The sequence below is a fragment of the Mycobacterium sp. SM3041 genome, assembly GCF_039668335.1.
Classification (GTDB): Bacteria; Actinomycetota; Actinomycetes; order Mycobacteriales; family Mycobacteriaceae; genus Mycobacterium.
Map to the genome: position 1 here is coordinate 17311 of NZ_JAYXBQ010000038.1, position 22662 is coordinate 39972.

The following is a 22662-nucleotide window of genomic DNA, read 5'->3' on the forward strand; positions in this document are numbered from 1 at the left end:
CTTGTTCTGTAGTGATCGCTACGGTAATGTAGTGATCGCTACAGAGTCAAGAGTCGGGAGCGAAGATGACCGAAGCACCCAAGGCCCGTCGCAAACGGGCCGACGGCGAGCAGTCCCGTGAGCGAATCCTGGACGCCGCCAACGAGATTGCCTCTGAACGCGGTTACGAGGGCACCAGCATCGGGCTCGTCAGCAAGAAGTGCGGACTCCCCGCCAGTTCCATCTACTGGCACTTCAAAGACAAGGACGACCTGCTGGCGGCGGTCATCGACCGCAGCTTCGAGACCTGGCTGCGCGTCTGGGAACTCCCCGCCGACGGCGAGCCGCGCGAACGCGTCATCGGCCTCGCCAGGCAGCTCGCGAAAGGCCTGCTCGACCATCCGGACTTCCTGCGCCTCGGGCTGATGCTCGCACTGGAGCGCCGGCCGGTGGAACCGCGCGCCCGTGCACAATTCCTTCAGGCACGAATGCACGCCGCCACATCGCTCACGGAAGCACTCAGCGAGCTGGCTCCCGGCCTCACCGACGCTCAGGTCCGGCTGTTGGTGAACTACTCCATCGCGGGTGCCGACGGTCTGTTCATCGTCCGGGAACTGGGCGGCGACTCGGTGGACCTGCTCGAGTTGTTCGAGATGCATGCCAACGCCATCTACGACACGGCGATCCGGATGCTCGCGGAGAACGCGCAATGACCGCGAGCGCCGGGGTTACCGCGCCGATCGTCGCTGCCGTCGCAAGATCGGCAAACGTGGCCTACGCCGAGGTCGTGTCATCGATTCCGGCAGGCTCCGCCGGCCCCGATATCCGGGCCGGCGTCGACGATCTCATCGAAACCACCTGTGCCGCAGTCCAGATCGCGGGCGCCCGGCATGCGAAGGCCATTTCACTGCTCAGCCCCGCCGCGTCGGCGCGGAACACCGTCTACTGCCTGGTCGACGGCGGCGCCGACCACGGCGCCATCGAACGGGACATCCACAGCGCGGTGGCCCGGATCAGCGCTGAGGTAGCCGGCTTCCGGCTCAAACAGGCCGTGCAATTCGAGAGCATCGGCCCGATCCACATCCCGGAAATCGGCAGCTTCACGGGCACCAAGGTGACCGCGCTGGTCGAGGTCGCCAATGAGAATGCCGGAGCACCAACATGATCTACGTCAGCGACGTCACCCTGCGCGACGGCATGCACGCCGTCCGTCACCAATACACCATCGCGCAGGCAGTAGCGATCGCGACTGCCCTCGACGCCGCGGGTGTCGCCTCCATCGAGGTCGCGCACGGCGACGGGCTGGGTGGATCCAGTTGTGTGTACGGCTTCGGCGCGCACACCGACCTGGAGTGGATATCCGCCGTCGCGGCCGCGGTGTCCCGCGCGCGCATCGCGACGTTGATCCTGCCCGGGATCGGTACCGTGCGCCGGCTGCGCGAGGCGTACCGCGCCGGCGTCACCGTCGTCCGTGTCGGTACCCATTGCACCGAGGCCGAGCTCTCCGCACGCCATCTCGCCGCCGCACGCGAGCTGGGAATGGACCCCGTCGGCTTTCTGATGATGAGCCACATGACCGACCCGCAGTCGCTCGCGGATCAAGCCAAACTCATGGAAGGCTACGGAGCCACCTGCGTCTACGTCGTCGACTCCGGTGGCGCGATGACCATGCGCGACATCGCCGACCGGGTTGACGCACTGCGCCACACCCTCGACGTCGCAACAGAGATCGGCATCCACGCCCACCACAATCTGTCACTGGGAGTGGCCAATTCGATCGCCGCTGTAGAACACGGCGCCAACCGCGTCGACGCGTCGTTGACCGGGATGGGGGCCGGCGCCGGCAACGCACCGCTGGAAGTCTTCATCGCCGCGGCCACCAAGCTGGGCTGGCAGCACGGGTGCGATCTGCATGCGCTGCAGGACGCCGCTGACGACCTGGTGCGACCGCTGCAGGAGCGGCCGGTCCGCGTCGATCGCGAAACCCTGACGCTCGGCTACGCGGGCGTGTACTCGAGTTTCCTGAGGCACGCCGAGATCACTGCTGCACGTTTCGATCTCGACGCCCGAACACTGTTGGAGGAAGCGGGCCGACGCGGACTCGTCGGTGGGCAAGAGGACATGCTGGTCGACATTGCGCTGGACCTCACGCGCGCCGAAAGCGCCTAGGCGACCAGCTCCACCAGCGTCGCGTTGGCGGTGCCGCCACCCTCGCACATGGTCTGCAGTCCGTACCGAATTCCGTTGTCGCGCATGTGATTGATCATCCGGGTCATCAGCACCGCGCCGGACGCCCCGAGCGGATGGCCCAGCGCGATCGCGCCGCCCAGTGGGTTGAGCGCCGCCTCGTCGGCGCCGGTATCGGCGAGCCAGGCCAGCGGCACCGGGGCGAACGCCTCGTTCACCTCGAAGACGCCGATGTCGCCGATCCGCACGCCGGTCTTGCGCAGCACCTTCTCGGTGGCCGGGATCGGACCCGTCAGCATCAGCACCGGGTCGGCACCGGTGACCGCGCCGCCGACATACCGCACCAGCGGGGTGAGGCCGAGCTGCAGCGCGTTCTCGAGCGTCATCACCAAAAGTGCTGCCGCGCCGTCGGAAATCTGGGAGGAGTTGCCGGCGTGGATGACGCCGTCCTCCTGGAACGCCGGCTTGAGGCCGCCCAGCTTCTCGACCGTCGTCCCGCGGCGGATGCCCTCGTCCTCGTGCACCACCCCACCGTCCTCGGTGAACACCGGCACGATCTGGGTGACGAACGCGCCCGAATCCTGTGCGGCCGCGGCGAGTTCGTGCGACCGTGCCGAGTACTCGTCCAGCCGAGCTCGCGACAGGCCCCACTTGCTCGCGATCATCTCGGCCGAGATGCCCTGATTGAATCCGAAACCGTCATACCGGGCAAGCGCTTTCGGCCCGTACGGCTGCCCGGTCTGACGGGCCGCACCGAGCGGCACCCGGCTCATCACCTCGACGCCGCCGGCCACCACGATGTCCTGCTGGCCCGACATCACGGCCTGCACGGCGAAATCCAATGCCTGCTGCGATGATCCGCAGGCCCGGTTGACTGTGGTGCCCGGGATCGACTCGGGCCAGCCGGCGGCGAGCACCGACCAGCGGGCGATATTGCTGGACTGGTCGCCGACCTGCGAGACGCAGCCCCACACCACATCGTCGACCAACTCGGGAGCGACCCCGGACCGTTCCATCAGTTCGTTCAGGACCACGGCGGACAGGTCGGCGGCATGCTGGCCGGCCAGTCCCCCGTTGCGCTTGCCGACGGCGGTTCGCACGGCCTCGACAATGACGACTTCACGCATGGTCGCTCCCTGATCCGTAGACCTCGCCGATGGCACCGGCGGCCCGCAGGCCGGCGATATCTTCAGCGCGGTAACCCAATTCGCCGAGTATCACATCTGTGTGCTCGCCCAGTCCCGGGATTGCCCCCATGTTCAGTTCGAGGCCGCTGATCACCGGCGGCGGCAACAGCGCCTCGATCGGGCCGTTCGGGGTGCCGACCTGACGCCACCGGTCGCGCGACTTGAGGTGCGGATGCGCGATCACTTCGCTCGGCAGGTTGTACCGAGAATTGCCGATACCGGCGGCGTCCGCGATCCGCTGGATATCCGCGAGATCGCGCTCGGCGCACCAGGACCCGATCGCCGCATGCAGCTCGTCGCGATGCGCGCAGCGGTCCGAATTGCTCGCGAATCGGGGGTCCTCGGCGAGGTCGGGCCGGTCGATGATCTCCCTGGCCAGGCGCTGCCATTCCCGGTCGTTGGTCGTGCCCAGTACCACCGTCTGGCCATCGCGGGTGGCGAAGGCGCCGTACGGCGCGACGGCCGGTGATGCCATCCCGAGCGGCTGCTGGTTCACGCCGGAATGCTGGGTATACGTCAGCGGGTAGCCCATGATGTCGGTCATCGTGTCGAACAGGCTGACCGCGACCGCCGGCGCCGCACCGACCGACACCCCGCGGGCCCGGCCCAACAGCAGCGCCATGATGGACAGCGCCGAGTACAGACCGGTGGAGATATCGGCGACGGGCGGGCCCGGCTTGGCCGGCATCCCCGGAAAGCCGGTGGCCGCGCACGACCCCGATTCCGCCTGCACCAGCAGGTCGTAGGCGCGCTTCTGGGACAGCGGGCCGCCCGGCCCGTAGCCGTCGATCTCGACGGGAATCACCTGCGGGTGCCGCTTGCCGAGCTCCTCCGGTGACAATCCCAGTCGCGCGGTGGCTCCCGGCGCCAGATTGGAGACGAAGGCGTCCGCCCGGTCCAGTAACTGGTGCAGCACCGCAATGCCCTTGTCGGACTTGAGGTTCAGGGTGATGGACTGCTTGCCTCGGTTGGCCCAGACGAAATGCGCCGCCTGGCCGAGCACCACGTCGTCGTAGTCGCGGGCGAAGTCACCGCCTCGGGGATTCTCGACTTTGATCACCCGGGCGCCGAAGTCGGCCAGCACACGCGTGCACATCGGCGCGGACACCGCCTGCTCCATCGCGACGACGGTGATCCCGGCCAGCGGCAGCGACTGCGCTTCGGTCACGTCCTCACATAACCATGTCGCCGCCGGCGGTCGGCCTGCGGGCCCATTCAGAGGCTGCAGCGGCTACCTCGGGTTCGGCGGATAGCCCGGATCGGGATAGCCGGACGGCGGGTAGCCCGGGTACCCCTGCGGCGGGTAGCCGGGATAACCCTGTTGCGGCGGCGCGGGATACGACGGTCCGCCGCTCTGCCCGCCCCGGCGGCGCAGCATCACGACAATGAACACCACGAGGCACGCCACCCCGAGCGCGACGAAGACGACGATGGGCCACGACCAGCCGCTGGGCGGCGCGCTCACCCAGATCCGGCTCGCTCCGGGACACCGCACGGTCACCGGCCCGCGGTCGAGCGGCAACTCGCCGACGGCCCGGTAGTACTTGCCCCTGGGGATCAGGAAAATCCGCTTGCCACCGAATCGCTTCTCGTCGTGCGCCCCGGTGAACGGCTCCAACGGCTCGGTCTGGCCGCGAGATGTCGTTGCCGTGCAACGAATGTTCGACTGCGATCGGTCGAGATACACGACGTGGACACGCTCGGTGGGCGTCACCACGTCGCCCGATCGGATCAGTTCGGCCGGGTCGTCCTTGGCACCAAGGAAGATCACGACCGCCAGCGCCAACATCCCGAACCCGAACAGCGTCCCGATCACTCTGCCGATCGGGCTCTTTCCCCCGCTACGCCCCATGGCCCGATTCTCACACGGACTCGCCCACCGATCGCACCGCATCGTCGCTCGTTGTGGTTCGGCGTTCGGCGATGGCGGCGAGCCGCAGCGTGCACTCCCGGTTGCGCGGCATGACCGCCGCCAGGGCCACCTTGTCCGGTATCCAACGCATCGGTAGTCCAACCGGCACCTCGGCCATCTCGATGAGGCAGCCGCCGGTCGGCGTATCGGACAACCGAAGGAAGATGCGCGCCCGGCCGAAGACGCCGGCACTGGCGAGCAACACCAGCTCCTCCAGTGGGCGGCAGTCCTCCACTTCAGTGACGTCGTTGACGAGGAACGGCCACACCCCGATCGAGTGCTGGATGCGGCTGCCGACGGCGGGCCAGTCGGCGTCGACGGCGCGCATCCGACTGTTGCCCACCACCCACTGGGAGTACGTCCAGCCGTCGGCGATGACGTTCCAGACCTCCTGGCGGGTCGCGGTGCTGTGCCGCCGCACGGCCAGGCCGCTGTCAAGCACGTTGTCAGCCATGCGATTTCCTTTCAGAGCCTGAAGACCCGTTTCGCTGTGCCGCCGACGAAGCCACTGTCGTTATGGCCCTACGAACGGACGGCGAAGTACGCGAGGAAGACGATCAGTGCCGTTGCCAGTAGAAGCCAGACGACCACGCCGACCTTGATGGTGTGCTCCGTCTCGTCGTCGGGTTGAGGCGATCCTTGGGGCGCGACACCCCATTCACCCGCCGCAGACGGGTTCGACGGGACGACGGCATTCGGGGTCCGGGCGTCGTCGGGTGCGGAAAATGGATCGTGGCTCATGGGGCGGATTTACCCGTGGGACCCCGTTGACAAACAGGAGTGCACGACCGGGCGCCGGACAGCGGCGTAGTCGCCCATGTCCGGCGCCCGGAACCAGTGTCGGGATTCCGCGTCAGACCCGACCCGCCCGCCGGTTCTGCTTCTCGGCGTCGGCAAGCACCTCGACCTGCTCAGCCTGCTCGCGCTTGGCTGCCGCGGCGGCGCGCTTGTCGCGGGCATCCTCAAGTGCGGCTTCGGCCGCAGCCGCCGCCTTCTCTTCGGCTTTGTTGATCCGTTGCAGCCGTTGCCGTTCAGCGGCTTCGACGGCTTCCTTCTTCCGATCGGCCTCGGCCCGGCTAGCCTTGGCGGCCTCGGCAATGCGCTTGTCGGCCGCTTCCGCCGCCTGCCGCTTACGCTGCTGCGCGCGCTCCCGGGCATCGGACACCGCGTCCTGCTTGGCGGCCACGGCTTCGTCGCGGTCGTCCGCGACCTCTGCCAGCGAGTCCTCCAGCTGAGCGCCCGCCTCTTTACGCCGTTGGGCAGCATCCATGCTCCGCACCACCGCTTCGGCACGGACCTCGCTTCGCCGGGCCAGGGCCGCACCCCGCCTGCGCAACGTGGAATCGCCGAGCACTCCGCCGACGGCAGCATCGAGCCCGCCAAGTGATCGCTCATAGATCAGCCGAGCGGGTGCTTCGGCGTCCAAGCGGGCGATCCATCGATCCTCGATGAACTGCAGCGGAAACCGGGCCAGGCGGTATTGCATTCGCAAAACCTGTAACGGCAATTCGGTGATGCTCACGATATCTCCTTGGTTGTCAAAGTCTTTCAGGGCAGGTTGGTTCGGTCGGTGAGGGTCTCGGCGCGTTCGCGAAGGCGACGGGCCTCGGCTTGCTCTTCGTCCGCTTCTTTCTGCGCGGCGCGATGTTCGGCGAGCGCGTCACCCGCCTCCCGGCCGGCTGCCGCGGTGTCGACCGTTTCCCGGATCTCCGCCTGCCGTTCCTCGCGCTGCTCCTCGACGCTCGCGCGAACCTGCTCTTCGGCAGCGCGATGACGCGCCGTCTGCGCTGTCTGCTGGACCTGGGACACCTGCTGCTCCCGTGCTGCCTGCTCTGCGGCCTCGGTACCGGACCGCACCACGCCTCGGGCACCGGCTGCCTGATGGTGCGCCGAAGACAACAGACCGGTGGCGGAGTCGGCCTCGGCGTCCGCGACGGCCTCGATGGCGTTGGCCTCTTTGCGGGCCCGCGCCTGGGCCTGCTCCAGTTGCCCTTCCGCGGTCAATGAATCGTTGCCGGTCACTGCGCCGGCGATCTCTTTTGTTTTGCCTTTGATCGAATCGATCAGGCCTTTACGTGCCTCATCAGCTTTCTCATGTTCGCCCATGACCTGTGCCATGCTCGTTTTGCGCGTTCTTCAAACACCGTTCCGGCGAGTCAGGGTCGCCCCTGGCGCGCGAACAGCGCGCTGAACAGGCACGGACCATCGATCGAGGCTCGCGATCGGGCACGTGTGATTTGAATCAACCCGGGCATTCCGGCGAGCGGCGGCGACGGCATCACCGGAGAGCGTTACTCGTGTCCCGGTCCCATGCCCGGTGCAGCCCGAGTGCCGCCGTCAGGCGCGCGATGAAGTCCTTGTCGACATCCTCGCCGAGCTCGACGCCCGGAGCCTTCAGCGGGAGCTTCGCCGCTTTGAGTACCGCGTCGCCATCACTCCACGCCGCGAGAACTTTGAAGTGCCGGAAGGTTTCCTGCAACAGAACGACCAGCCTGGCGTCGCGCAGCGGTTCTGTCCCCGCGGCGACGACGAGGGCGTCGACTTCGATCGAACGGACCGTGGCCAGAGTTCGGTCCACGGTCACCTGGCGACGGCCGGCCTTCAACACCCCACCGGTCGGGGCGATGACCAAGGCGGCCGCGCCTGCGGCGGTCGCGGCCTTCACGAGTTTGGCCACGCCCGCGAGGTCTGAACCCGCATCGGCGAGAACGCCGATCTTCCGGCCGACGATCGGTCCTGGTTCCGTTGTCACCTGCGCCAACGCCGGTGACAACGGAACATCTTCGGCGGGCCGGCCTTTCGGTGCCGGCAGCCCGAGCGCAGCCGCGACCTTTTCGCAGAGCGCGGAATCGACGTTGGCGAGCACCTGCAGTTCGCGTTCTTTGATGCCTTGTTCGTAGACCTTGCCCAATTCGAAAATGAAGGCGTCGGCGAGGTGTGACTGTTCCACCGCACTCAAACTGCGATAGAAGAGGGTCGCCTGGCTGAAGTGGTCGTCGAACGAGGCCGGCTGTGCGCGGACCGCTTCTCCCTCGATCCGTCGCGGAAAGTGGACGTAGGCACCATCTTTCGCTTCCGCTGGGCGAGGCTCGTCACCGTCGATGCTGTTCGGGCGATACGGCGCCAGGCCGGTGTGGATCGCCGTCTGATGCATCCCGTCGCGCAACATGTCGTTGACCGGGCAATGGGGCCGGTTGATGGGCAGCTGGGTGAAGTTCGGGCCACCCAGGCGCGTGAGCTGGGTGTCGACGTAGGAGAACAGGCGGGCCTGCAGCAGTGGGTCATTGGTGGGCTCGATGCCGGGCACCAGATTACCGACGTGAAAAGCGACCTGTTCGGTCTCAGCGAAGTAGTTCGTGGGGTTGCGGTTGAGCGTGAGCTTGCCGACCAGTTGGACCGGCGCCAGTTCTTCCGGCACGAGTTTGGTCGGATCCAGCAGGTCGATGCCCTCGAATGTGTCGGTGCCGTCATCGGGCAGAATCTGCAGTCCCAGTTCGTATTCGAAGAAGGCGCCCGCTTCGATCCCGTCGGCCAGATCGCGGCGGTGGAAGTCCGGGTCCACACCGGCGGCGATCTGCGCTTCCTCCCACACCAGGGAATGCACGCCGGCGGCCGGCTTCCAGTGAAACTTGGCCAGGCTGGTCTTGCCGGCCGCGTTCGTCAGCCGGAAGGTATGTACACCAAAACCTTCCATGGTTCGGAACGAGCGCGGAATGCCGCGATCGCTCATGTTCCAGAAGACGTGGTGGGTGGCCTCGGTGTGCAGGGAGACGAAGTCCCAGAACGTATCGTGTGCCGACTGTGCTTGGGGGATTTCGCGATCCGGGTGCGGTTTGGCCGCGTGCACGACATCGGGAAACTTGATGCCGTCCTGGATGAAGAAGACCGGGATGTTGTTGCCCACCAGATCGAATGTGCCTTCGTCGGTGTAGAACTTGACCGCAAAGCCGCGGGTATCACGCACCGTGTCGGCAGAACCGCGCGATCCCAGCACAGTGGAGAAGCGCACGAAGACGTCGGTGGTCGTCCCCTTGCGTCCCAGGAACGCTGCTCTCGTGAACGACGAAGCGGTGCCGTACGACTCGAAGACCCCGTGCGCCGCAGCGCCGCGGGCATGCACCACGCGCTCGGGTATGCGCTCGTGGTCGAAGTGGGTGATCTTCTCGCGAAGATGGAAGTCCTCCAACAGCGACGGGCCGCGGGGACCTGCCTTCAAGGAATGGTCGGTGTCGGTCAGGCGCAGTCCCTGACTCGTCGTCAGGAACTGCCCCGACTGGGCGCGCGCCGGTTCGTCGCCCTGCGTTCCCGCAGGGCCGACACCGGCGGGGGCGGACTGGTCACGCTTGCGGCGAGGGGGCATGGGTGTCTCCTGACGGAACGAGAAACGCTACAACCAAGCGCACGGGACTGCCCCGAGCCTCAGAACCCCATACCCAAACCCGCTGCGATGCAAACTTCTTCGTTGCGCGTCGCCCTTACACCGGATTCTCGTGCGCCACAGCGCGGTAGCTGCGTGCCCCTGCTCGATCCACGGCCGCTCTGACAAGGCCGAAGACCAGGCCCTGCACACCCGCGGCCAACAACGCCTGGCTGCCCGAGCGGTTCAGATCCTTGGGGTCTGGAGGTCCCTCGCCCGAGTCGTCGATCCGCTCCCACAGCACACTGAAGACCTTGCCGGCCACCAGGCCGCCCACCACGCTGAACGCAGCCGACAGCGGCAGATACAGCGACTTCGATAACTTGCTCATCGTTCTCCTTGGCATATCTGACGGCCCCCGACTGATCCGAGCCGTGGCTGAGAGTTACCCCGAGTGCGGCCACGTCAATCGCCACACGTCTCGGCGGCAGCCCAACGCCAAAGGCGTGGAGGCGTCAGGACACTCGCCGAGATCGCACGATGGGCCGGAACGAATCGGCATCGGCGGCCGCCCAGTCGAAGGCCCAGCTTTCCGGCGCCTGCTCGATGAGTTCACCGGGCGCCAACCATTCGTAGAGTTCCGCGTACGAGACCTGCTGGGTGGCCGAGACTTTCTTGCGCAGCAGATGCGGCGACAGCATTGCCGGATCGGCGATCCCCATCGAGCCCATGATTTTCATTGCCTGCTCGACAGTGGCCTTCTGGTAGCGATACACGCGGGCGCTCTTGTCGTCGACGTCCAGAGCTCGCGCCCGTCGCGGGTCCTGAGTGGCGACCCCGACCGGGCAGTGATTGGTGTGACAACGCTGCGATTGGATACATCCGATCGCCATCATCATGGCGCGCGCAGCGTTGGTGTAGTCGGCGCCCTGAATGAGCCGTTTGATGATGTCATTGCCCGCGGCTACCTTGCCGCTGGCGCCGATGCGGATGACGTCGCGCAGACCGGTACCGACCAGTGCGTTGTGCACCGTCATCAATCCATCGGTGAGCGGAAGCCCGACGTGGTCCTCGTATTCCAGTGGCGCAGCGGCCGTTCCGCCCTCGGCACCGTCGACGATGATGAAGTCGGGAGTCACCCCCTCGGCGCGCATCGCTTTGCAGATGGCCAAGAAGTCCACTCGGGAGCCCACGCACAGTTTGAATCCCACCGGCTTGCCGCCGCACAGTTCGCGGAGCCGACCCACGAACTGCACCAGCTCGCGTGGCGTCGAAAACGCCGAGTGCGCAGCGGGACTCACACACTTCTCCCCCGCGGGCACCCCACGATATTCGGCGATCTCCTTGCTCACCTTCGACGCGGGCAGCACACCGCCCACGCCCGGTTTGGCACCCTGGCTCAGCTTGAGCGAAACGCATTTGACGGCATCGTGTGCGGCCTTGTCGGCGAACTGGTCAGGGTCGAAGTGTCCGTCGGCGGTGCGCGCGCCGAAATAGCCGGACCCGATCTCCCACACCACATCCGCGCCTCCGAGGTGGTAGGGCGTCAAGCCGCCTTCGCCCGTATCGTGGGCGAAGCCGCCCCGTCGCGCCCCGGCATTCAGGGCTTTCAACGCGTTGGCCGAGAGCGCCCCGAAACTCATCGACGACACGTTCAGCAGTGCCATGTCATAGGGCCGGGTGCAGTCCGGGCCTCCGATACGAACCCGGTAGGGCTCCGGCGGGGGCTCCACCGGCGCGGTCGAGTGCACCAGGTACTCGTACCCGGCCTCGTCGACATCGCGTTCGGTGCCGTACGACAATTCGGCCGCCGTCCCCTTGGCCCGCTCGTAGATCAGCGAACGGATGTCGCGGTCGAACGGCCGGCCGTCAAAGTTGCGTTCGATGAAGTACTGCTGCAGTTCCGGACGCACCGCCTCCAGCAGGTACCGGATGTGCCCGATCACCGGGTAGTTGCGCAGCACCGAATGACGTCGCTGGGTCACGTCGAAGACGCCGACGGCGGCCAGCCCACCTACTGCCACCGCGGCAATCCACCACACCCAACCACCGAACAGCGCAGTCACGGCAAGGCCTGCCGCAACGGCGACCAACGCCGCGACGATTCCGAACCGAATCACACCAACCCTCTTATCCGACGAACCACTGTCGGCCTCATACCCCAGAATCAGCCGTTTCAGGCGCCGCTTGCCTGTGGATCCGGTGCGACAAGCCGCGCGGTGTGCCGACGGCATCGCCGGCAGAGGCGTTCGTCCGGGTGGACGGGACATTCCTGACCGCGTCGGCCGTCGAGGTGCAAGACAGTCGGCCGACCCCTATGCGGCCGCCATGACCTGGCAATGTCGGAAATGGTTGTGAATCAAATATGAATTTGACAAGGCGCTCTTTATGCGTCACGTATGAGCATCTCGACACGCATTCGATCCTGGCTAGAATCGAATTCTAAGATAAAAGCAGATAATCCGTCGTGAATTCTGGAAGGGAATTGAATTGTGGGCGTCGGTATGACCAAGAGCCTCGTGGTTGCATCTGTGGCGATCGCATTGAGTTTGGGCTCGTCGGCGTCGGCGCTGGCCGCGCCCGAGGTACGGGCATCGGCCCAGGCCACGATCGCCGATCTGGAAGCGCGAGGACTTCGACCGATACTCAACAAGATCGGCAACGCACCTATCGAGCAATGCACCGTTATCGCGGTGCGCAAGGGCACCGCTGTCAAGCACTCCTGGATACAGCGAGGCCCAACCGGGAACGTCGGCAATCTCGTTCGGTACAAGACTGCGTACGTGGATCTCGACTGCAAACAATGAAAGATGGCGGCAGAGTATTTGAACCGCAATTTGCAGGTTGATAGTTGAATCAACGGTCAATTATTCGGCGTGAGGCCCGGGTGCGATCTCCTGTCCGCCAACACTGGATGTTTTCAGAGCCGTGGCCGATGCCCCAGAGACCGGTGGACAAACAGCTATTGCGCCATTCCGACGACCAGGTGACACAACCAACGAGAGTTTTCGGATCGCTCAGTCGTCGGCGAGTATGAGCGAGACCATGGTGTCGAGTCGGGCGAGCAGCGACTGGCAGGTCAACCGCGTCGTTTGGACTTGAAGCAGCGCTCCCCAGAACATCGTTTGGAGGGCCGCAACGACTTCCGGCCAGGCCCCACTGCCCGCCGTGGCGGCTATCCGCCGGTGCAACTCTTCACCGATCCGGATCCGAATATCGAGTACCGTACCGTCGTCGCTCAGTAGGGACCTGTTGCACGCCAACGCAAGGTCAGGCTGGTCCGCGCAGAGCAGAGTGATCATCCGCAACTGTTCACCAACACGGCGGCGTGGGGGCATCGTCGGATCAACCGTCAGCGGCAGGCGCCTCATTCGATCGAGGTAGAGCCCCGCGAACACTGCATCGACCGATGGGAAGTGGGCACACAGCGTTGACTGAGTTATCCCGGCCCGGCGGGCAAGTTCGGGCGCTGTGGGCAACTTCCTCGCGTGGGGCACCTCATCGAGCAATGCTGTGGCCGCACCGAACACCCGTCGCTGCATCATCGCATGTCGGCGATCCGGATCATGCCAGTATCCGTCATGCAGCATCGATGTGCTGGACATATGTCCAGTTTATCCGAGAGACGCATGCGGCGCAATCCTGCGGTTAATTTCGCTGATAGACAGGCAATACCCCCACGTCTCGATAGACAACGCACGGCGCCCACGGCCAAAAGCCGCCCACCTAGTCTGGCGATACTGGACACTTGTCCAGTATATTTCCACGGGTCAATGACAGGTCGGCGGAAGGTGCAACCGTGGCGTACGTGATCACGCAGAACTGCTGCAAGGATGCGAGCTGCGTCGCCGCGTGCCCGGTGGACTGCATCCGCCCGGTCCACCGATCGGGCGGCGCCGACACGGCAGAGATGCTCTACATCGACCCAGAAAGCTGCATCGACTGCGGCGCCTGCTTCGACGAATGTCCCGTCGATGCCATCTATTACGAGGAGGACCTGCCGCCACACTTGGCCCGGTTCAAAGAGCTGAACGCCGAATACTTCGAACGCAATCCGTTGCGGGCCGAGAACAGTCCCGAGGTTGCGCGTCGGATGCCGGTGCCGGCCGGCTCGTTGCGTGTGGCGGTGGTTGGTTCTGGCCCGGCGGCTTGCTACGCGGCCGCAGAGCTGATCGCCACCGACGGCGTGGAAGTTGATCTGTTCGAGCGGCTTCCGACGCCGTTCGGGTTGATTCGCGCCGGGGTGGCACCGGATCACCAGCGAACCAAATCGGTGGTTCGGATGTTCAACGCGACCTTCGGCCGCCAGCAATTGCGCTGTCATTTCAATGTCGAAGTCGGCCGCGATATTTCACACGATGAGCTGGTGGCCGCTCACCACGCCGTCATCTATGCGGTGGGAGCGTCCGACAGCCGTGCACTCGGGCTGCCCCAGGAGGCACTACCAGGTAGCTACCCGGCTGCAGATTTCGTCGGCTGGTACAACGGCCATCCCGATCACACGGCTCATGACTTCGATCTGACCGGTGGTCGCGCAGTAATCGTCGGCAACGGGAATGTCGCGCTGGATGTCGCGCGGGTGCTCCTGATGGATCAGACCGCACTGACCAACACCGACATTGCCGAGCATGCTTTGAAAGCCCTGCGAGACAGCGGTATTGAAGAAGTCGTGATCCTGGGTCGGCGTGGGCTCGCCAATGCCGCCTTCTCAGTCAGCGAGTTTCTGGCGCTCGGGCATCTGCCGGGTGTGGACGTGGTCATCGAAGGTGACGCCATGGAGGACAGTGCGGCGAGCGACTTTGAGTCGTCGTACAAGATTGCGGTCGCACGCGAGTACGCAGGACGTGCCCGTACTCCAGGACATAAGCGCATCATATTCCGGTTCGGCGCAACTCCACTGGAAGTAACTGGCTCCGAACGCGTTACCGCACTGCGACTCGAAGACGGAGACGTTCTGGAGACGTCACTGTTGTTGAGGTCCATCGGGTATCGGGGTAAGCCCATCGCAGGCTTGCCGTTCGATGCGGAACGCGGCATCGTGCCCAACAAAGCGGGCAGAGTACACGACGACGCGCAGTCACCGGTTCCGGGAGTGTATGTCGCGGGGTGGATCAAGCGCGGCCCGCGTGGCGTCATCGGCAGCAACCGGACGTGCGCTGCGGAGACAGTAGCGGCGCTTTGGGAGGATTTCAACGCGGGCAAGCTGAAACAGGAAGTGCCCCAGCGGGATGCGTTGCTGGACCTGCTGATGGAACGTGGTGTCGACCGGCTGAGTTGGGCCGGCTGGCAGTCCATTGACGCCACCGAACTCGAGCGGGGACAGGCCGCAGGACGACCTCGATCGAAACTCGTCTCGCTGCATGAGATGGTCGCCGCAGCACAGTCCTGCGAGTGACCGCCGACTGATGCCGACGATGCGGTACGACGCGGGTGAAGTCCAGAACACACAGTCGAGCTTCGGTTGCCGTCGTTGCAGAATCTAGACGATCAAACTATAGTCTGGACAGGTGTCCAGATTCTGTCGCCCGACGGCGCGGATCAAATCGATGGTGGACTGATATGCGCATCGCCCTGCTGTCCTACCGCAGCAAGACCCACTGTGGTGGCCAAGGCGTCTACGTCCGCCACCTCAGCCGCGGCTTGGTCGAAGCCGGCCACGAAGTCGAGGTGTTTTCAGGCCAGCCTTACCCCGAAGGACTGGACCCGCGAGTACGGCTCACCAAGGTCCCGAGCCTTGACCTGTATCGCGAGCCTGATCCTTTCCGCGTGCCACACATCCGAGAAATCCGTGACCTCGTCGACGTGCTCGAGGTGCTGACCATGTGGACTGCGGGGTTCCCGGAGCCACGCACGTTTTGTATGCGCGTTGCGCGCCTGCTTCGCGCTCGCCGTGACGAGTTCGACGTGGTGCACGACAACCAGAGCCTGGGTTCGGCGCTGCTCGCTGTGCAGGCAGTCGGTTTACCAGTGGTCGCGACAGTCCACCATCCGATCACCCGGGATCGGATGGTCGACGTAGCTGCTGCCCAATGGTGGCGAAAGCCACTGGTGCGCAGGTGGTATGGCTTCGTCCAGATGCAGAAGCGGGTGGCCTGCAAGATTCCTGAACTGCTGACGGTGTCGACGGCGTCCGCAGCTGACATCGCGGCCGATTTCGGGGTGCAGCCCAGCCGGATACACGTCGTGCCGCTCGGTGTGGACACAGAACTGTTCCGCCCGCGGACGACCAGGCTGCGCGGGCGGATCATCGCCATTGCCAGTGCAGACGTGCCGCTCAAGGGAGTCAGCCATTTGTTGCACGCCGTGGCTCGGTTGCGCGCGGATCACGAACTCGACGTGCAGTTGGTGTCCAAGCTCGACCCCAACGGGCCCACCGAGAAACTGATCGCCGAACTCGGCATCTCGGACATCGTGACGATCTCCAGCGGGCTCGCCGATGAGGAACTCGCCACGTTGCTGGCATCTGCGGAAATCGCCTGCATTCCTTCGCTTTACGAAGGTTTCTCCCTGCCTGCGGTGGAGGCCATGGCCAGCGGAACGCCCATCGTGGCAAGCCGCGCCGGAGCGCTGCCCGAGGTGTTGGGCGCCGATGATGACTGCGCCCGGTTGGTGACGCCCGGCGACGTCGGCGAGCTGACCGCAGTGCTCGGCGAACTGCTCGGTTCGCCCGCGGAACTGGCCCGGCTCGGTACGAACGGACGACGTCGGGCCGAGGCTGTCTTCAGTTGGGAATCGGTTGCCGAGCAGACTGTTTCGGTATACGAGAGGGCAATATGCTGACCGTAGATTTTGACCGCCTGAAGATCGGCGCTGGGACAACCGTCATCGATGTCGGTTGCGGCGCAGGCCGGCACTCATTCGAGGCGTACCGTCGAGGCGCCGACGTGGTGGCGTTCGACCAGGACGGCGAGGAGCTCAACAACGTCGACGCCATCCTGCAGGCGATGGCCGACCAAGGAGAGGCCCCGCCCGGAGCAAAAGCCGAAGTCGTAAAGGGTGACGCCCTCGAATTGCCCTACCGAGACGGCGAATTCGACTGCGTTATCGCCTCGGAGATCCTCGAGCACGTACCCGAGGACGATCGAGCCATCGGTGAGTTGGTTCGAGTGCTCAAACCCGGCGGCCTGCTCGCCATCACAGTGCCGCGCTGGATGCCCGAAAAGATCTGCTGGCTGCTGTCCGACGCGTATCACGCCAATGAAGGTGGACACATCCGGATCTACCGGGCCGACGAGCTGTTGAAAAAAGTCGAGGTCCATGGCATGCGGTTTCAGCATCAGCACCATGCACACGCCCTACACTCACCATTCTGGTGGCTCAAATGTGCTGTGGGAGTCGATAAACCGGATCATCCGGCTGTAGCGGCGTATCACAAGTTGCTGGTATGGGACATGATGTCCAAGCCGTGGCTGACTCGCGTGGCGGAGGATGCGCTGAACCCGCTGATCGGCAAGAGCATCGCACTGTATTTTCAGAAGCCGGCGGCCTAGATCCGTGCGGTGTCATGAAGTTCCCGGTGTTCCAGGGGTTTTGACGCCGGACCAATGTCTGTTGACCGCGAAATCCATCGCCGAGACCCAGGAACCGGACGGGGCTCTCCCCTGGTTCGTCGGAGGGCACACCGACCCGTGGGACCACGTCGAAAACGCCATGGCGCTGTCCGCCGCGGGCCTGATCGAGCCCGCACGGGCCGCGTTCGAATGGTGCCGGACCACACAGCGAGCCGACGGATCCTGGCCGATCCAAATCCGCCGGGGCGTCGTCGAAGACCCCAACACTGACAGTAATTTCTGTGCCTACGTAGCTACCGGTGTCTGGCATCATGTGATGGTCACCCGCGATCGGCATTTCGCGGTCGAGATGTGGCCGGTAGTCAGTCGAGCGATCGACCTCGTGCTGTCGATGCAGTTCGGCGACGGCGAAATCGCCTGGGCGGCCAGTAGCTCGGGCGTAATCGAGGAGGCCTTGCTGACCGGGTGCGCGAGCATCTATCACAGCATCCGGTGCGCGCTGGCGCTCGCGAGGTACCTCGACGAATCACAGCCCGAGTGGGAAGTTGCGCTCGGTCGGCTGGGACACGTGATCGCCGAACATCCAGAGGCTTTCAACGCCAAGGACACCCACGCGATGGAGTGGTACTACCCCGTGCTCGGCGGCGCGGTCCGAGGGCCCGCGGCCCACGCACGTATCGCCGCCCGCTGGGACGAATTTGTGGTACCCGGATTGGGCATCCGGTGTGTCGATCACAGGCCCTGGGTCACCGGTGCGGAGACCTGTGAGTTGGTGATGGCACTCGACGCAATCGGCGAATCAGCCAGGGCCCGCATACAGTTCGCCAACATGCAGCATCTCCGGGAAGAGGACGGGTCCTACTGGACCGGCCTGGTGTACGCCGACGGCAAACGCTGGCCGGTCGAGCGCAGCACCTGGACGGGTGCCGCGATGGTGCTGGCTGCGGACGCACTGTCACGCACAACGCCGGCCAGCGGCATCTTCCGCGGAGACGACTTGCCTCGCGGACTGCACGGCGCGTTCGACTGCGCCTGCGCGGCCCGCTGACGGCGGATCGTCTAGAGCGCCGACCCCGGTACTCCGGAGCGTCGCTCCAGGATTCGCATCGATCCATGCACCGCGATCTCCGCGAAATCGCCCGTGGCGAGCGCCCTTTCGTAGATATGAAACGGCGCTTGGCCGCCATCCTGCGGGTCGGGGAACACGTCGTGGATGACAAGCGCACCGCCGACCTCAACCCAGCGCGCCCAGCCATCGAAGTCCCGCTGGGCGGCCTCTTCGGTGTGTCCACCGTCTATGAACAGGAACCGCAATGGTGTTCGCCACGACCGCGATACCACCGCCGACTTCCCTACTACCGCGACCACATGCTCGTCCAGCCCTGCGGCATCCAGCGTGTGGCGTAGTCGGGGCAGCGTATCGAACAGGCCCGTGACGGCATCGACCATCGAGCTGTCGTGATACTCCCAGCCGGCCTGGTGCTCCTCAGAGCCATGATGGTGGTCGATCGTGTAGATCACGCCGCCGGTCTGCAGCGCCGCTGCGCCGAGCATGACGGTCGACTTGCCACAGTAGGTGCCGATCTCGACACCGGTACCGGCACCGAGGTAGCGCACCGCCGCGTCGTACAAGGCCCGACCTTCGTCGGCCGGCATGAAGCCGGTGACGCTGTCGGCCAGGTCGAACAGGTGGGCCACGTCCGGCGGCAAAACAGCTTCGGCCCTAGTCATATCGGGCAACTTACCGGACGGGCGCCAGGCGATGTAACGGCGTCCGAGGACGGCGCCAGAGCCTGGCGAAGCTCATGCCGGTGCCTCAGATTTTCAGCGCGCAGCGCATCCGTCCGCGGCACCCTGGTTGGCAAGCTCGCCGCTTGCGATCTGGCCGGCGGCGGCGCCGTAGGCAACGTTCAGGGTTTTGATTCCATTGATCCATCCCGACCGAAGCCGTTGGGGCTCAGCCAACTTGGAGATATCGGGCAGCTGGTCGGCGATCTCGTTGAAGATGAGTTTGATTTCCATCCGCGCCAGGTTCGCGCCAATGCAGTAGTGGGCCCCGTTGCCCCCGAAACTGAGGTGCGGGTTGGGATTGCGCAGGATGTCGAACTCGAAGGGCTTGTCGAACACCGCCTCATCGAAGTTCGCCGAACTATAGAAGAGTCCGACGCGCTGGCCTTGGCGAACGCTGACCCCACCAACTTCAGTATCGACGAGCGCGGTGCGCTGAAAACAATGCACGGGACTCGCCCATCGGATGATCTCATCAACGGCGGTGTCAGGACGTTCTCGCTTGAACAGCTCCCACTGATCGGGGCGGTCGAAGAACGCGTTCATCCCATGAGTGATGGCGTTGCGCGTAGTTTCGTTGCCGGCGACGGCCAGCAAGATTACGAAGAACGCGAACTCGACGTCGCCGAGCGCGTCTCCCTCGACGTCCGCTTCGATCAGACGCGTCACGATGTCGTCGGCCGGACAGCGCCGCCGCTCCTCGGCCATTGCGTAGGCGTAGGCCATCAGCTCGGCGTTGGCCACCGCTGGATCACCCTCGAAATCGGGATCGTCGGTGTTCATGATGGAATTGGTCAACGCGAACAACTTTTCGCGGTCGGCTTCTGGCACACCGATGAGGTCCGCGATCGCCTGCAGCGGCAAGCTCATCGCGACATCGTCGACGAAGTTGCCGCTGTCCTTCGACGCGGCGGTGCGCACGATTTCATGTGCCGCTACGGCGAGCTTGCCTTCCAAGTGAGCAACGGCTCGCGGTGTGAACAACTTTGAGACGAGTTTGCGCAGCCTGGTGTGAGCCGGTGCGTCGTGGTTGATCAGCAGCGCTTTGGTCAGGTCCAGTTCGTCGGCGGTGACGCCGTCGGGCAGCCGCATGACTGCGCCCTTGCGGTTGGTTGACCACAGCTCACCATTGCGGGAAATGGCTTTCACGTCCTCGTGGCGGCTGACAACCCAGTACCCACCGTCGTCGAAGATCGATTCCCGCTGGGCGTTCCACCACACCGGCGCGGTTCGACGGAGCTCGGCGAACTGGGTGACCGGCAGCCCTGCCAGCAATACGTCGGGGTCGGTGAAGTCAAAGCCGGGGCCAAATGGGCACGTCGTCGTAGTCATCCAGGTTGCCTCCGCTCGCCAATTACCGCGATCATACAGATGGTTGTGGATTGTATGACCTAGTGCCTCGGGTTGTCGATGCAGGGGATCAGCGCTGGTGGCCTGGCGTTATCCTCTGGGGACAGAGAGCAGTCCGATCGCAAGGGAGGCCCGGGTGCGAACCCGTGGATGGGGTGGCGACGTTCCCGCCAGCGACGACGAAGCGATCGCGCGCATCATCGCCGCCACTCGCTCGAGCATCGATCAACGCGGTGAACGGGTCAGCTTGGCCGATGTCGCCCGCACGCTCAACGTGACGCGACAAACGATCTACCACTATTTCGGCTCGACGGACGAGCTGTTGCACGCGACGGCGGCCGATGCCACAGGCGAATTCATGACTCAGCTGTCGGTGGCGCTGTCGGGCATCACCGACCCTGCTGTGGCCATCATCGACGGCATCGCCTTGACCATGGAGCGCTTGCCCAAAGACCCGTATATCGGGCTGATGCTACGAGCGCCGCGCAATGCGGCCGTCGCAGAGAAAGTCTCGATGGCGAATGATACTGCAGCCATGTTCGGCCGTTTTATCCTCGATCGCCTCGACGTCGATTGGTCGTCATGTGTGCCCTCAGCCCAAGACGACGTCTTGGAGATCGTATTGCGAACCTTGCAGACGTTCATCATGTCCCCGCCCACCGGCGGCGGCACCGAATTGCGCCGGCTGTTGAACGTCTGGATCGCCCCCGCCGTCAGAGCCTTGCAGTACGACGAGCGCTGATCAACAGTCGTCTCGCTAGAACGCTCCCGACGAGGGTCTCGGCAGGTCGACCCGCGACGAACGTGGGCTTGTCTTAACGGGGGACGGTTCCGTCGACGCCCCGAATCGAAGGCTGCGATGGGCCTGGAAGTAGCGGGATCGGTTACGTGCGTGCGCGCAGGCCAGGGCCGCGCAGCAAATTTCAGAATTTTCGCGACATCGCGACAATCTAGAACATACACTCCCGTACGTAGTGTATGACCATGGCTAGATGTCGTACCGAGCCGGCGGTATTTCACGACAGGAATGCCGCCATTGGCAACGGTCGCCGGTGCGAGCACGTGCGGAGGACTGCATTGCTGTACAACGTGATTCAGCTGGGATGGCACCGTTACGCCTCCGCCCAACAGCCATCCGCGGGGTGTGTCCGTGGCTATCCGTGAACTCAATCGCACCCGCGCCCGCATCGCGGCAGCGGTGCTGATCAGCATCATCGTGGCCGCGGTGGTCTTCACGTACCTGTCGTACACCGCGGCATTCACCCCCACTGACACCGTCTCGGTGATGGCGCCCCGCGCCGGTCTGGTGATGGACCCTGATGCCAAGGTGAAATACCGCGGCATCCAGGTCGGCAAGGTCGAGCGGATCGACTACGCCGGCGACCAGGCGAAGCTCAAACTCGCCGTGCTGAGCGACCAGATGCGGTACATCCCGTCGAACGCCCGGGTCCGGCTGGGCAGCACGACGGTGTTCGGCGCCAAGTCCGTCGAATTCCTGCCGCCGGAGCATCCGTCGAAGGAATCGATGCGTCCCGGCGCGCAGGTGCAGGCCAAGGACGTGCAGCTGGAGATGAACACCGTCTTCCAGACGCTGACCGACCTGCTCGACAAGATCGACCCGGTCAACCTCAACGCCACGGTGACCGCGCTCGGCGAAGGCCTGCGGGGCCACGGCGACGACGCCGGCGCCGCCGCGGCCGGGCTGAGCAAATACCTGCAGTACTTCAACCCCAAGCTGCCGACCCTGCAGCAGGACTTCAAGGACACCGCCACGGTCGCCGGCATCTACGGCGACGCCGCGCCCGACCTGGCGAAGATCTTCGACAATGCGCCGACGGTCAGCACGACACTGACCGAACAGCAGCAAGACCTCAACGCCGCGCTGCTCGCGTCCACCGGGTTCGCCAACAACGCCTACGCGACCATCTCCCCGGCCGCCGACGACTACATCGCCGCCATCCAGCGGCTGCGCGCGCCGCTGAAAGTCCTCGGCGACTACTCACCCGAACTGCCCTGCCTGCTACAAGGTGTGTCAAAAGCAGTGAGCCGCTTCGGCCCGGTGTTCGGCGGCATCAAGCCCGGCCTGTTCGTCGCTGCGAACTTCTTCCCCGGCGCACCCAACTACACCTACCCGGAGAGCCTGCCGATGGTGAACGCCTCCGGCGGCCCGAACTGCCGTGGCCTTCCGGACATGCCGTCCAAGCAGTTCGGCGGCTCCTGGTACCACTCACCGTTCCTGGTGACCGACAACGCCTACATCCCGTTCCAGCCCAACACCGAGTTGCAGTTCGACGCTCCCTCGACGCTGCAGTTCCTCTTCAACGGTGCCTACGCAGAGAGGGACCGTTACTGACCAGTCACGACCCGCGGACTGTATGCAGCGCACTCACT

At 64.9% G+C, this 22662-nt stretch carries 23 protein-coding genes; 10 read left to right on the top strand and 13 right to left on the bottom strand.

Annotation, left to right across the window (positions count from 1 at the left end; all coding sequences use genetic code 11):
* The first annotated feature begins 65 nt into the window (after positions 1 to 65).
* The 3 genes from VXD91_RS10580 to dmpG are packed head-to-tail and all read left to right on the top strand — an operon-like array spanning position 66 to position 2148.
* A complete protein-coding gene (locus tag VXD91_RS10580) occupies positions 66 to 692 on the top strand; it encodes a TetR/AcrR family transcriptional regulator (RefSeq protein ID WP_346415368.1) in 627 nt (208 codons plus the stop codon).
* Positions 689 to 1144, top strand: coding sequence for a hypothetical protein (locus tag VXD91_RS10585; protein ID WP_346415369.1), 456 nt, complete (start codon positions 689 to 691; stop codon positions 1142 to 1144). The genes VXD91_RS10580 and VXD91_RS10585 overlap by 4 nt, the downstream gene beginning before the upstream one ends.
* On the top strand, positions 1141 to 2148 hold the full coding sequence (gene dmpG, locus VXD91_RS10590) for a 4-hydroxy-2-oxovalerate aldolase (protein ID WP_346415370.1): 1008 nt from the start codon (positions 1141 to 1143) through the stop codon (positions 2146 to 2148). The genes VXD91_RS10585 and dmpG overlap by 4 nt, the downstream gene beginning before the upstream one ends.
* Here dmpG and VXD91_RS10595 read toward each other — a convergent pair.
* The 10 genes from VXD91_RS10595 to VXD91_RS10640 all read right to left on the bottom strand — a co-directional run bounded on the left by VXD91_RS10595 (position 2145) and on the right by VXD91_RS10640 (position 11679).
* Complete coding sequence (locus VXD91_RS10595; protein WP_346415371.1) at positions 2145 to 3293, bottom strand: thiolase family protein; 1149 nt, start codon at positions 3291 to 3293, stop codon at positions 2145 to 2147. The two genes, dmpG and VXD91_RS10595, sit on opposite strands and share 4 nt — an antisense overlap.
* The gene (locus VXD91_RS10600) at positions 3286 to 4521 is read right to left on the bottom strand and encodes a CaiB/BaiF CoA-transferase family protein (protein ID WP_346415372.1); all 1236 of its coding nucleotides are present in this window, start codon (positions 4519 to 4521) and stop codon (positions 3286 to 3288) included. The genes VXD91_RS10595 and VXD91_RS10600 overlap by 8 nt, the downstream gene beginning before the upstream one ends.
* A gap of 63 nt (positions 4522 to 4584) precedes the next feature.
* On the bottom strand, positions 4585 to 5205 hold the full coding sequence (locus tag VXD91_RS10605; protein WP_346415373.1) for a hypothetical protein: 621 nt from the start codon (positions 5203 to 5205) through the stop codon (positions 4585 to 4587).
* A 10-nt stretch (positions 5206 to 5215) separates the two neighbouring features.
* Positions 5216 to 5719, bottom strand: a complete 504-nt coding sequence (locus VXD91_RS10610) for an SRPBCC family protein (protein WP_346415374.1) — start codon at positions 5717 to 5719, stop codon at positions 5216 to 5218.
* 68 nt (positions 5720 to 5787) lie between these two features.
* Positions 5788 to 6006, bottom strand: a complete 219-nt coding sequence (locus VXD91_RS10615; RefSeq protein ID WP_346415375.1) for a hypothetical protein — start codon at positions 6004 to 6006, stop codon at positions 5788 to 5790.
* A gap of 112 nt (positions 6007 to 6118) precedes the next feature.
* Positions 6119 to 6787 carry an IF2 family translation initiation factor gene (locus tag VXD91_RS10620; protein ID WP_346415376.1) on the bottom strand — a complete coding sequence of 223 codons (669 nt, stop codon included), beginning with the start codon at positions 6785 to 6787 and terminating at the stop codon, positions 6119 to 6121.
* Positions 6788 to 6813: 26 nt separating this feature from the next.
* A complete protein-coding gene (locus VXD91_RS10625) occupies positions 6814 to 7383 on the bottom strand; it encodes a CsbD family protein (protein ID WP_346415377.1) in 570 nt (189 codons plus the stop codon).
* 160 nt (positions 7384 to 7543) lie between these two features.
* On the bottom strand, positions 7544 to 9625 hold the full coding sequence (locus VXD91_RS10630) for a catalase (RefSeq protein ID WP_346415378.1): 2082 nt from the start codon (positions 9623 to 9625) through the stop codon (positions 7544 to 7546).
* A gap of 115 nt (positions 9626 to 9740) precedes the next feature.
* Positions 9741 to 10013, bottom strand: a complete 273-nt coding sequence (locus VXD91_RS10635) for a DUF4235 domain-containing protein (RefSeq protein WP_318985614.1) — start codon at positions 10011 to 10013, stop codon at positions 9741 to 9743.
* A gap of 124 nt (positions 10014 to 10137) precedes the next feature.
* The gene (locus VXD91_RS10640; protein WP_346415414.1) at positions 10138 to 11679 is read right to left on the bottom strand and encodes an FMN-binding glutamate synthase family protein; all 1542 of its coding nucleotides are present in this window, start codon (positions 11677 to 11679) and stop codon (positions 10138 to 10140) included.
* Between the two features lie 447 nt (positions 11680 to 12126).
* Between VXD91_RS10640 and VXD91_RS10645 the strand changes: the two genes are divergently transcribed.
* Entirely contained in the window at positions 12127 to 12429 is a 303-nt protein-coding gene (locus VXD91_RS10645; protein ID WP_346415380.1) for a hypothetical protein, read from the top strand.
* Positions 12430 to 12639: 210 nt separating this feature from the next.
* Here the strand turns inward: VXD91_RS10645 and VXD91_RS10650 are convergent, their stop codons facing one another.
* Positions 12640 to 13227 (bottom strand): TetR/AcrR family transcriptional regulator, encoded by a 588-nt coding sequence (locus VXD91_RS10650; RefSeq protein WP_318985616.1) that lies wholly within the window; start codon positions 13225 to 13227, stop codon positions 12640 to 12642.
* A gap of 194 nt (positions 13228 to 13421) precedes the next feature.
* Here VXD91_RS10650 and VXD91_RS10655 point away from each other — a divergent pair, with 194 nt between their 5' ends.
* From VXD91_RS10655 to VXD91_RS10670, 4 genes are all read left to right on the top strand, one after another.
* Positions 13422 to 15017 (top strand): FAD-dependent oxidoreductase, encoded by a 1596-nt coding sequence (locus VXD91_RS10655; RefSeq protein ID WP_318985617.1) that lies wholly within the window; start codon positions 13422 to 13424, stop codon positions 15015 to 15017.
* A 164-nt stretch (positions 15018 to 15181) separates the two neighbouring features.
* Positions 15182 to 16402, top strand: coding sequence for a glycosyltransferase family 4 protein (locus VXD91_RS10660; protein ID WP_318985678.1), 1221 nt, complete (start codon positions 15182 to 15184; stop codon positions 16400 to 16402).
* Entirely contained in the window at positions 16396 to 17112 is a 717-nt protein-coding gene (locus tag VXD91_RS10665) for a class I SAM-dependent methyltransferase (protein WP_318985618.1), read from the top strand. The genes VXD91_RS10660 and VXD91_RS10665 overlap by 7 nt, the downstream gene beginning before the upstream one ends.
* Positions 17113 to 17116: 4 nt before the next feature.
* Positions 17117 to 18181 carry a prenyltransferase gene (locus VXD91_RS10670; RefSeq protein WP_346415382.1) on the top strand — a complete coding sequence of 355 codons (1065 nt, stop codon included), beginning with the start codon at positions 17117 to 17119 and terminating at the stop codon, positions 18179 to 18181.
* Positions 18182 to 18192: 11 nt separating this feature from the next.
* Here VXD91_RS10670 and VXD91_RS10675 read toward each other — a convergent pair whose 3' ends face one another.
* A complete protein-coding gene (locus tag VXD91_RS10675) occupies positions 18193 to 18864 on the bottom strand; it encodes a class I SAM-dependent methyltransferase (protein WP_346415383.1) in 672 nt (223 codons plus the stop codon).
* A 93-nt stretch (positions 18865 to 18957) separates the two neighbouring features.
* Complete coding sequence (locus VXD91_RS10680) at positions 18958 to 20253, bottom strand: cytochrome P450 (RefSeq protein WP_318985621.1); 1296 nt, start codon at positions 20251 to 20253, stop codon at positions 18958 to 18960.
* 154 nt (positions 20254 to 20407) lie between these two features.
* Here VXD91_RS10680 and VXD91_RS10685 point away from each other — a divergent pair, with 154 nt between their 5' ends.
* Positions 20408 to 21013 (top strand): helix-turn-helix domain-containing protein, encoded by a 606-nt coding sequence (locus VXD91_RS10685; RefSeq protein WP_318985622.1) that lies wholly within the window; start codon positions 20408 to 20410, stop codon positions 21011 to 21013.
* 408 nt (positions 21014 to 21421) lie between these two features.
* Entirely contained in the window at positions 21422 to 22624 is a 1203-nt protein-coding gene (locus VXD91_RS10690) for an MCE family protein (protein WP_318985623.1), read from the top strand.
* Positions 22625 to 22662: the final 38 nt, after the last annotated feature.

Excerpts from the sequence above, each read along its gene's own strand:
- VXD91_RS10580 (WP_346415368.1), top strand. The coding sequence starts at position 66 with ATGACCGAAGCACCCAAGGCCCGTCGCAAACGGGCCGACGGCGAGCAG.
- VXD91_RS10585 (WP_346415369.1), top strand. The coding sequence starts at position 689 with ATGACCGCGAGCGCCGGGGTTACCGCGCCGATCGTCGCTGCCGTCGCA.
- dmpG (WP_346415370.1), top strand. The coding sequence starts at position 1,141 with ATGATCTACGTCAGCGACGTCACCCTGCGCGACGGCATGCACGCCGTC.
- VXD91_RS10595 (WP_346415371.1), bottom strand. The coding sequence starts at position 3,293 with ATGCGTGAAGTCGTCATTGTCGAGGCCGTGCGAACCGCCGTCGGCAAG.
- VXD91_RS10605 (WP_346415373.1), bottom strand. The coding sequence starts at position 5,205 with ATGGGGCGTAGCGGGGGAAAGAGCCCGATCGGCAGAGTGATCGGGACG.
- VXD91_RS10610 (WP_346415374.1), bottom strand. The coding sequence starts at position 5,719 with ATGGCTGACAACGTGCTTGACAGCGGCCTGGCCGTGCGGCGGCACAGC.
- VXD91_RS10615 (WP_346415375.1), bottom strand. The coding sequence starts at position 6,006 with ATGAGCCACGATCCATTTTCCGCACCCGACGACGCCCGGACCCCGAAT.
- VXD91_RS10625 (WP_346415377.1), bottom strand. The coding sequence starts at position 7,383 with ATGGCACAGGTCATGGGCGAACATGAGAAAGCTGATGAGGCACGTAAA.
- VXD91_RS10630 (WP_346415378.1), bottom strand. The coding sequence starts at position 9,625 with ATGCCCCCTCGCCGCAAGCGTGACCAGTCCGCCCCCGCCGGTGTCGGC.
- VXD91_RS10635 (WP_318985614.1), bottom strand. The coding sequence starts at position 10,013 with ATGAGCAAGTTATCGAAGTCGCTGTATCTGCCGCTGTCGGCTGCGTTC.
- VXD91_RS10645 (WP_346415380.1), top strand. The coding sequence starts at position 12,127 with ATGACCAAGAGCCTCGTGGTTGCATCTGTGGCGATCGCATTGAGTTTG.
- VXD91_RS10650 (WP_318985616.1), bottom strand. The coding sequence starts at position 13,227 with ATGTCCAGCACATCGATGCTGCATGACGGATACTGGCATGATCCGGAT.
- VXD91_RS10660 (WP_318985678.1), top strand. The coding sequence starts at position 15,182 with ATGCGCATCGCCCTGCTGTCCTACCGCAGCAAGACCCACTGTGGTGGC.
- VXD91_RS10665 (WP_318985618.1), top strand. The coding sequence starts at position 16,396 with ATGCTGACCGTAGATTTTGACCGCCTGAAGATCGGCGCTGGGACAACC.
- VXD91_RS10675 (WP_346415383.1), bottom strand. The coding sequence starts at position 18,864 with ATGACTAGGGCCGAAGCTGTTTTGCCGCCGGACGTGGCCCACCTGTTC.
- VXD91_RS10680 (WP_318985621.1), bottom strand. The coding sequence starts at position 20,253 with ATGACTACGACGACGTGCCCATTTGGCCCCGGCTTTGACTTCACCGAC.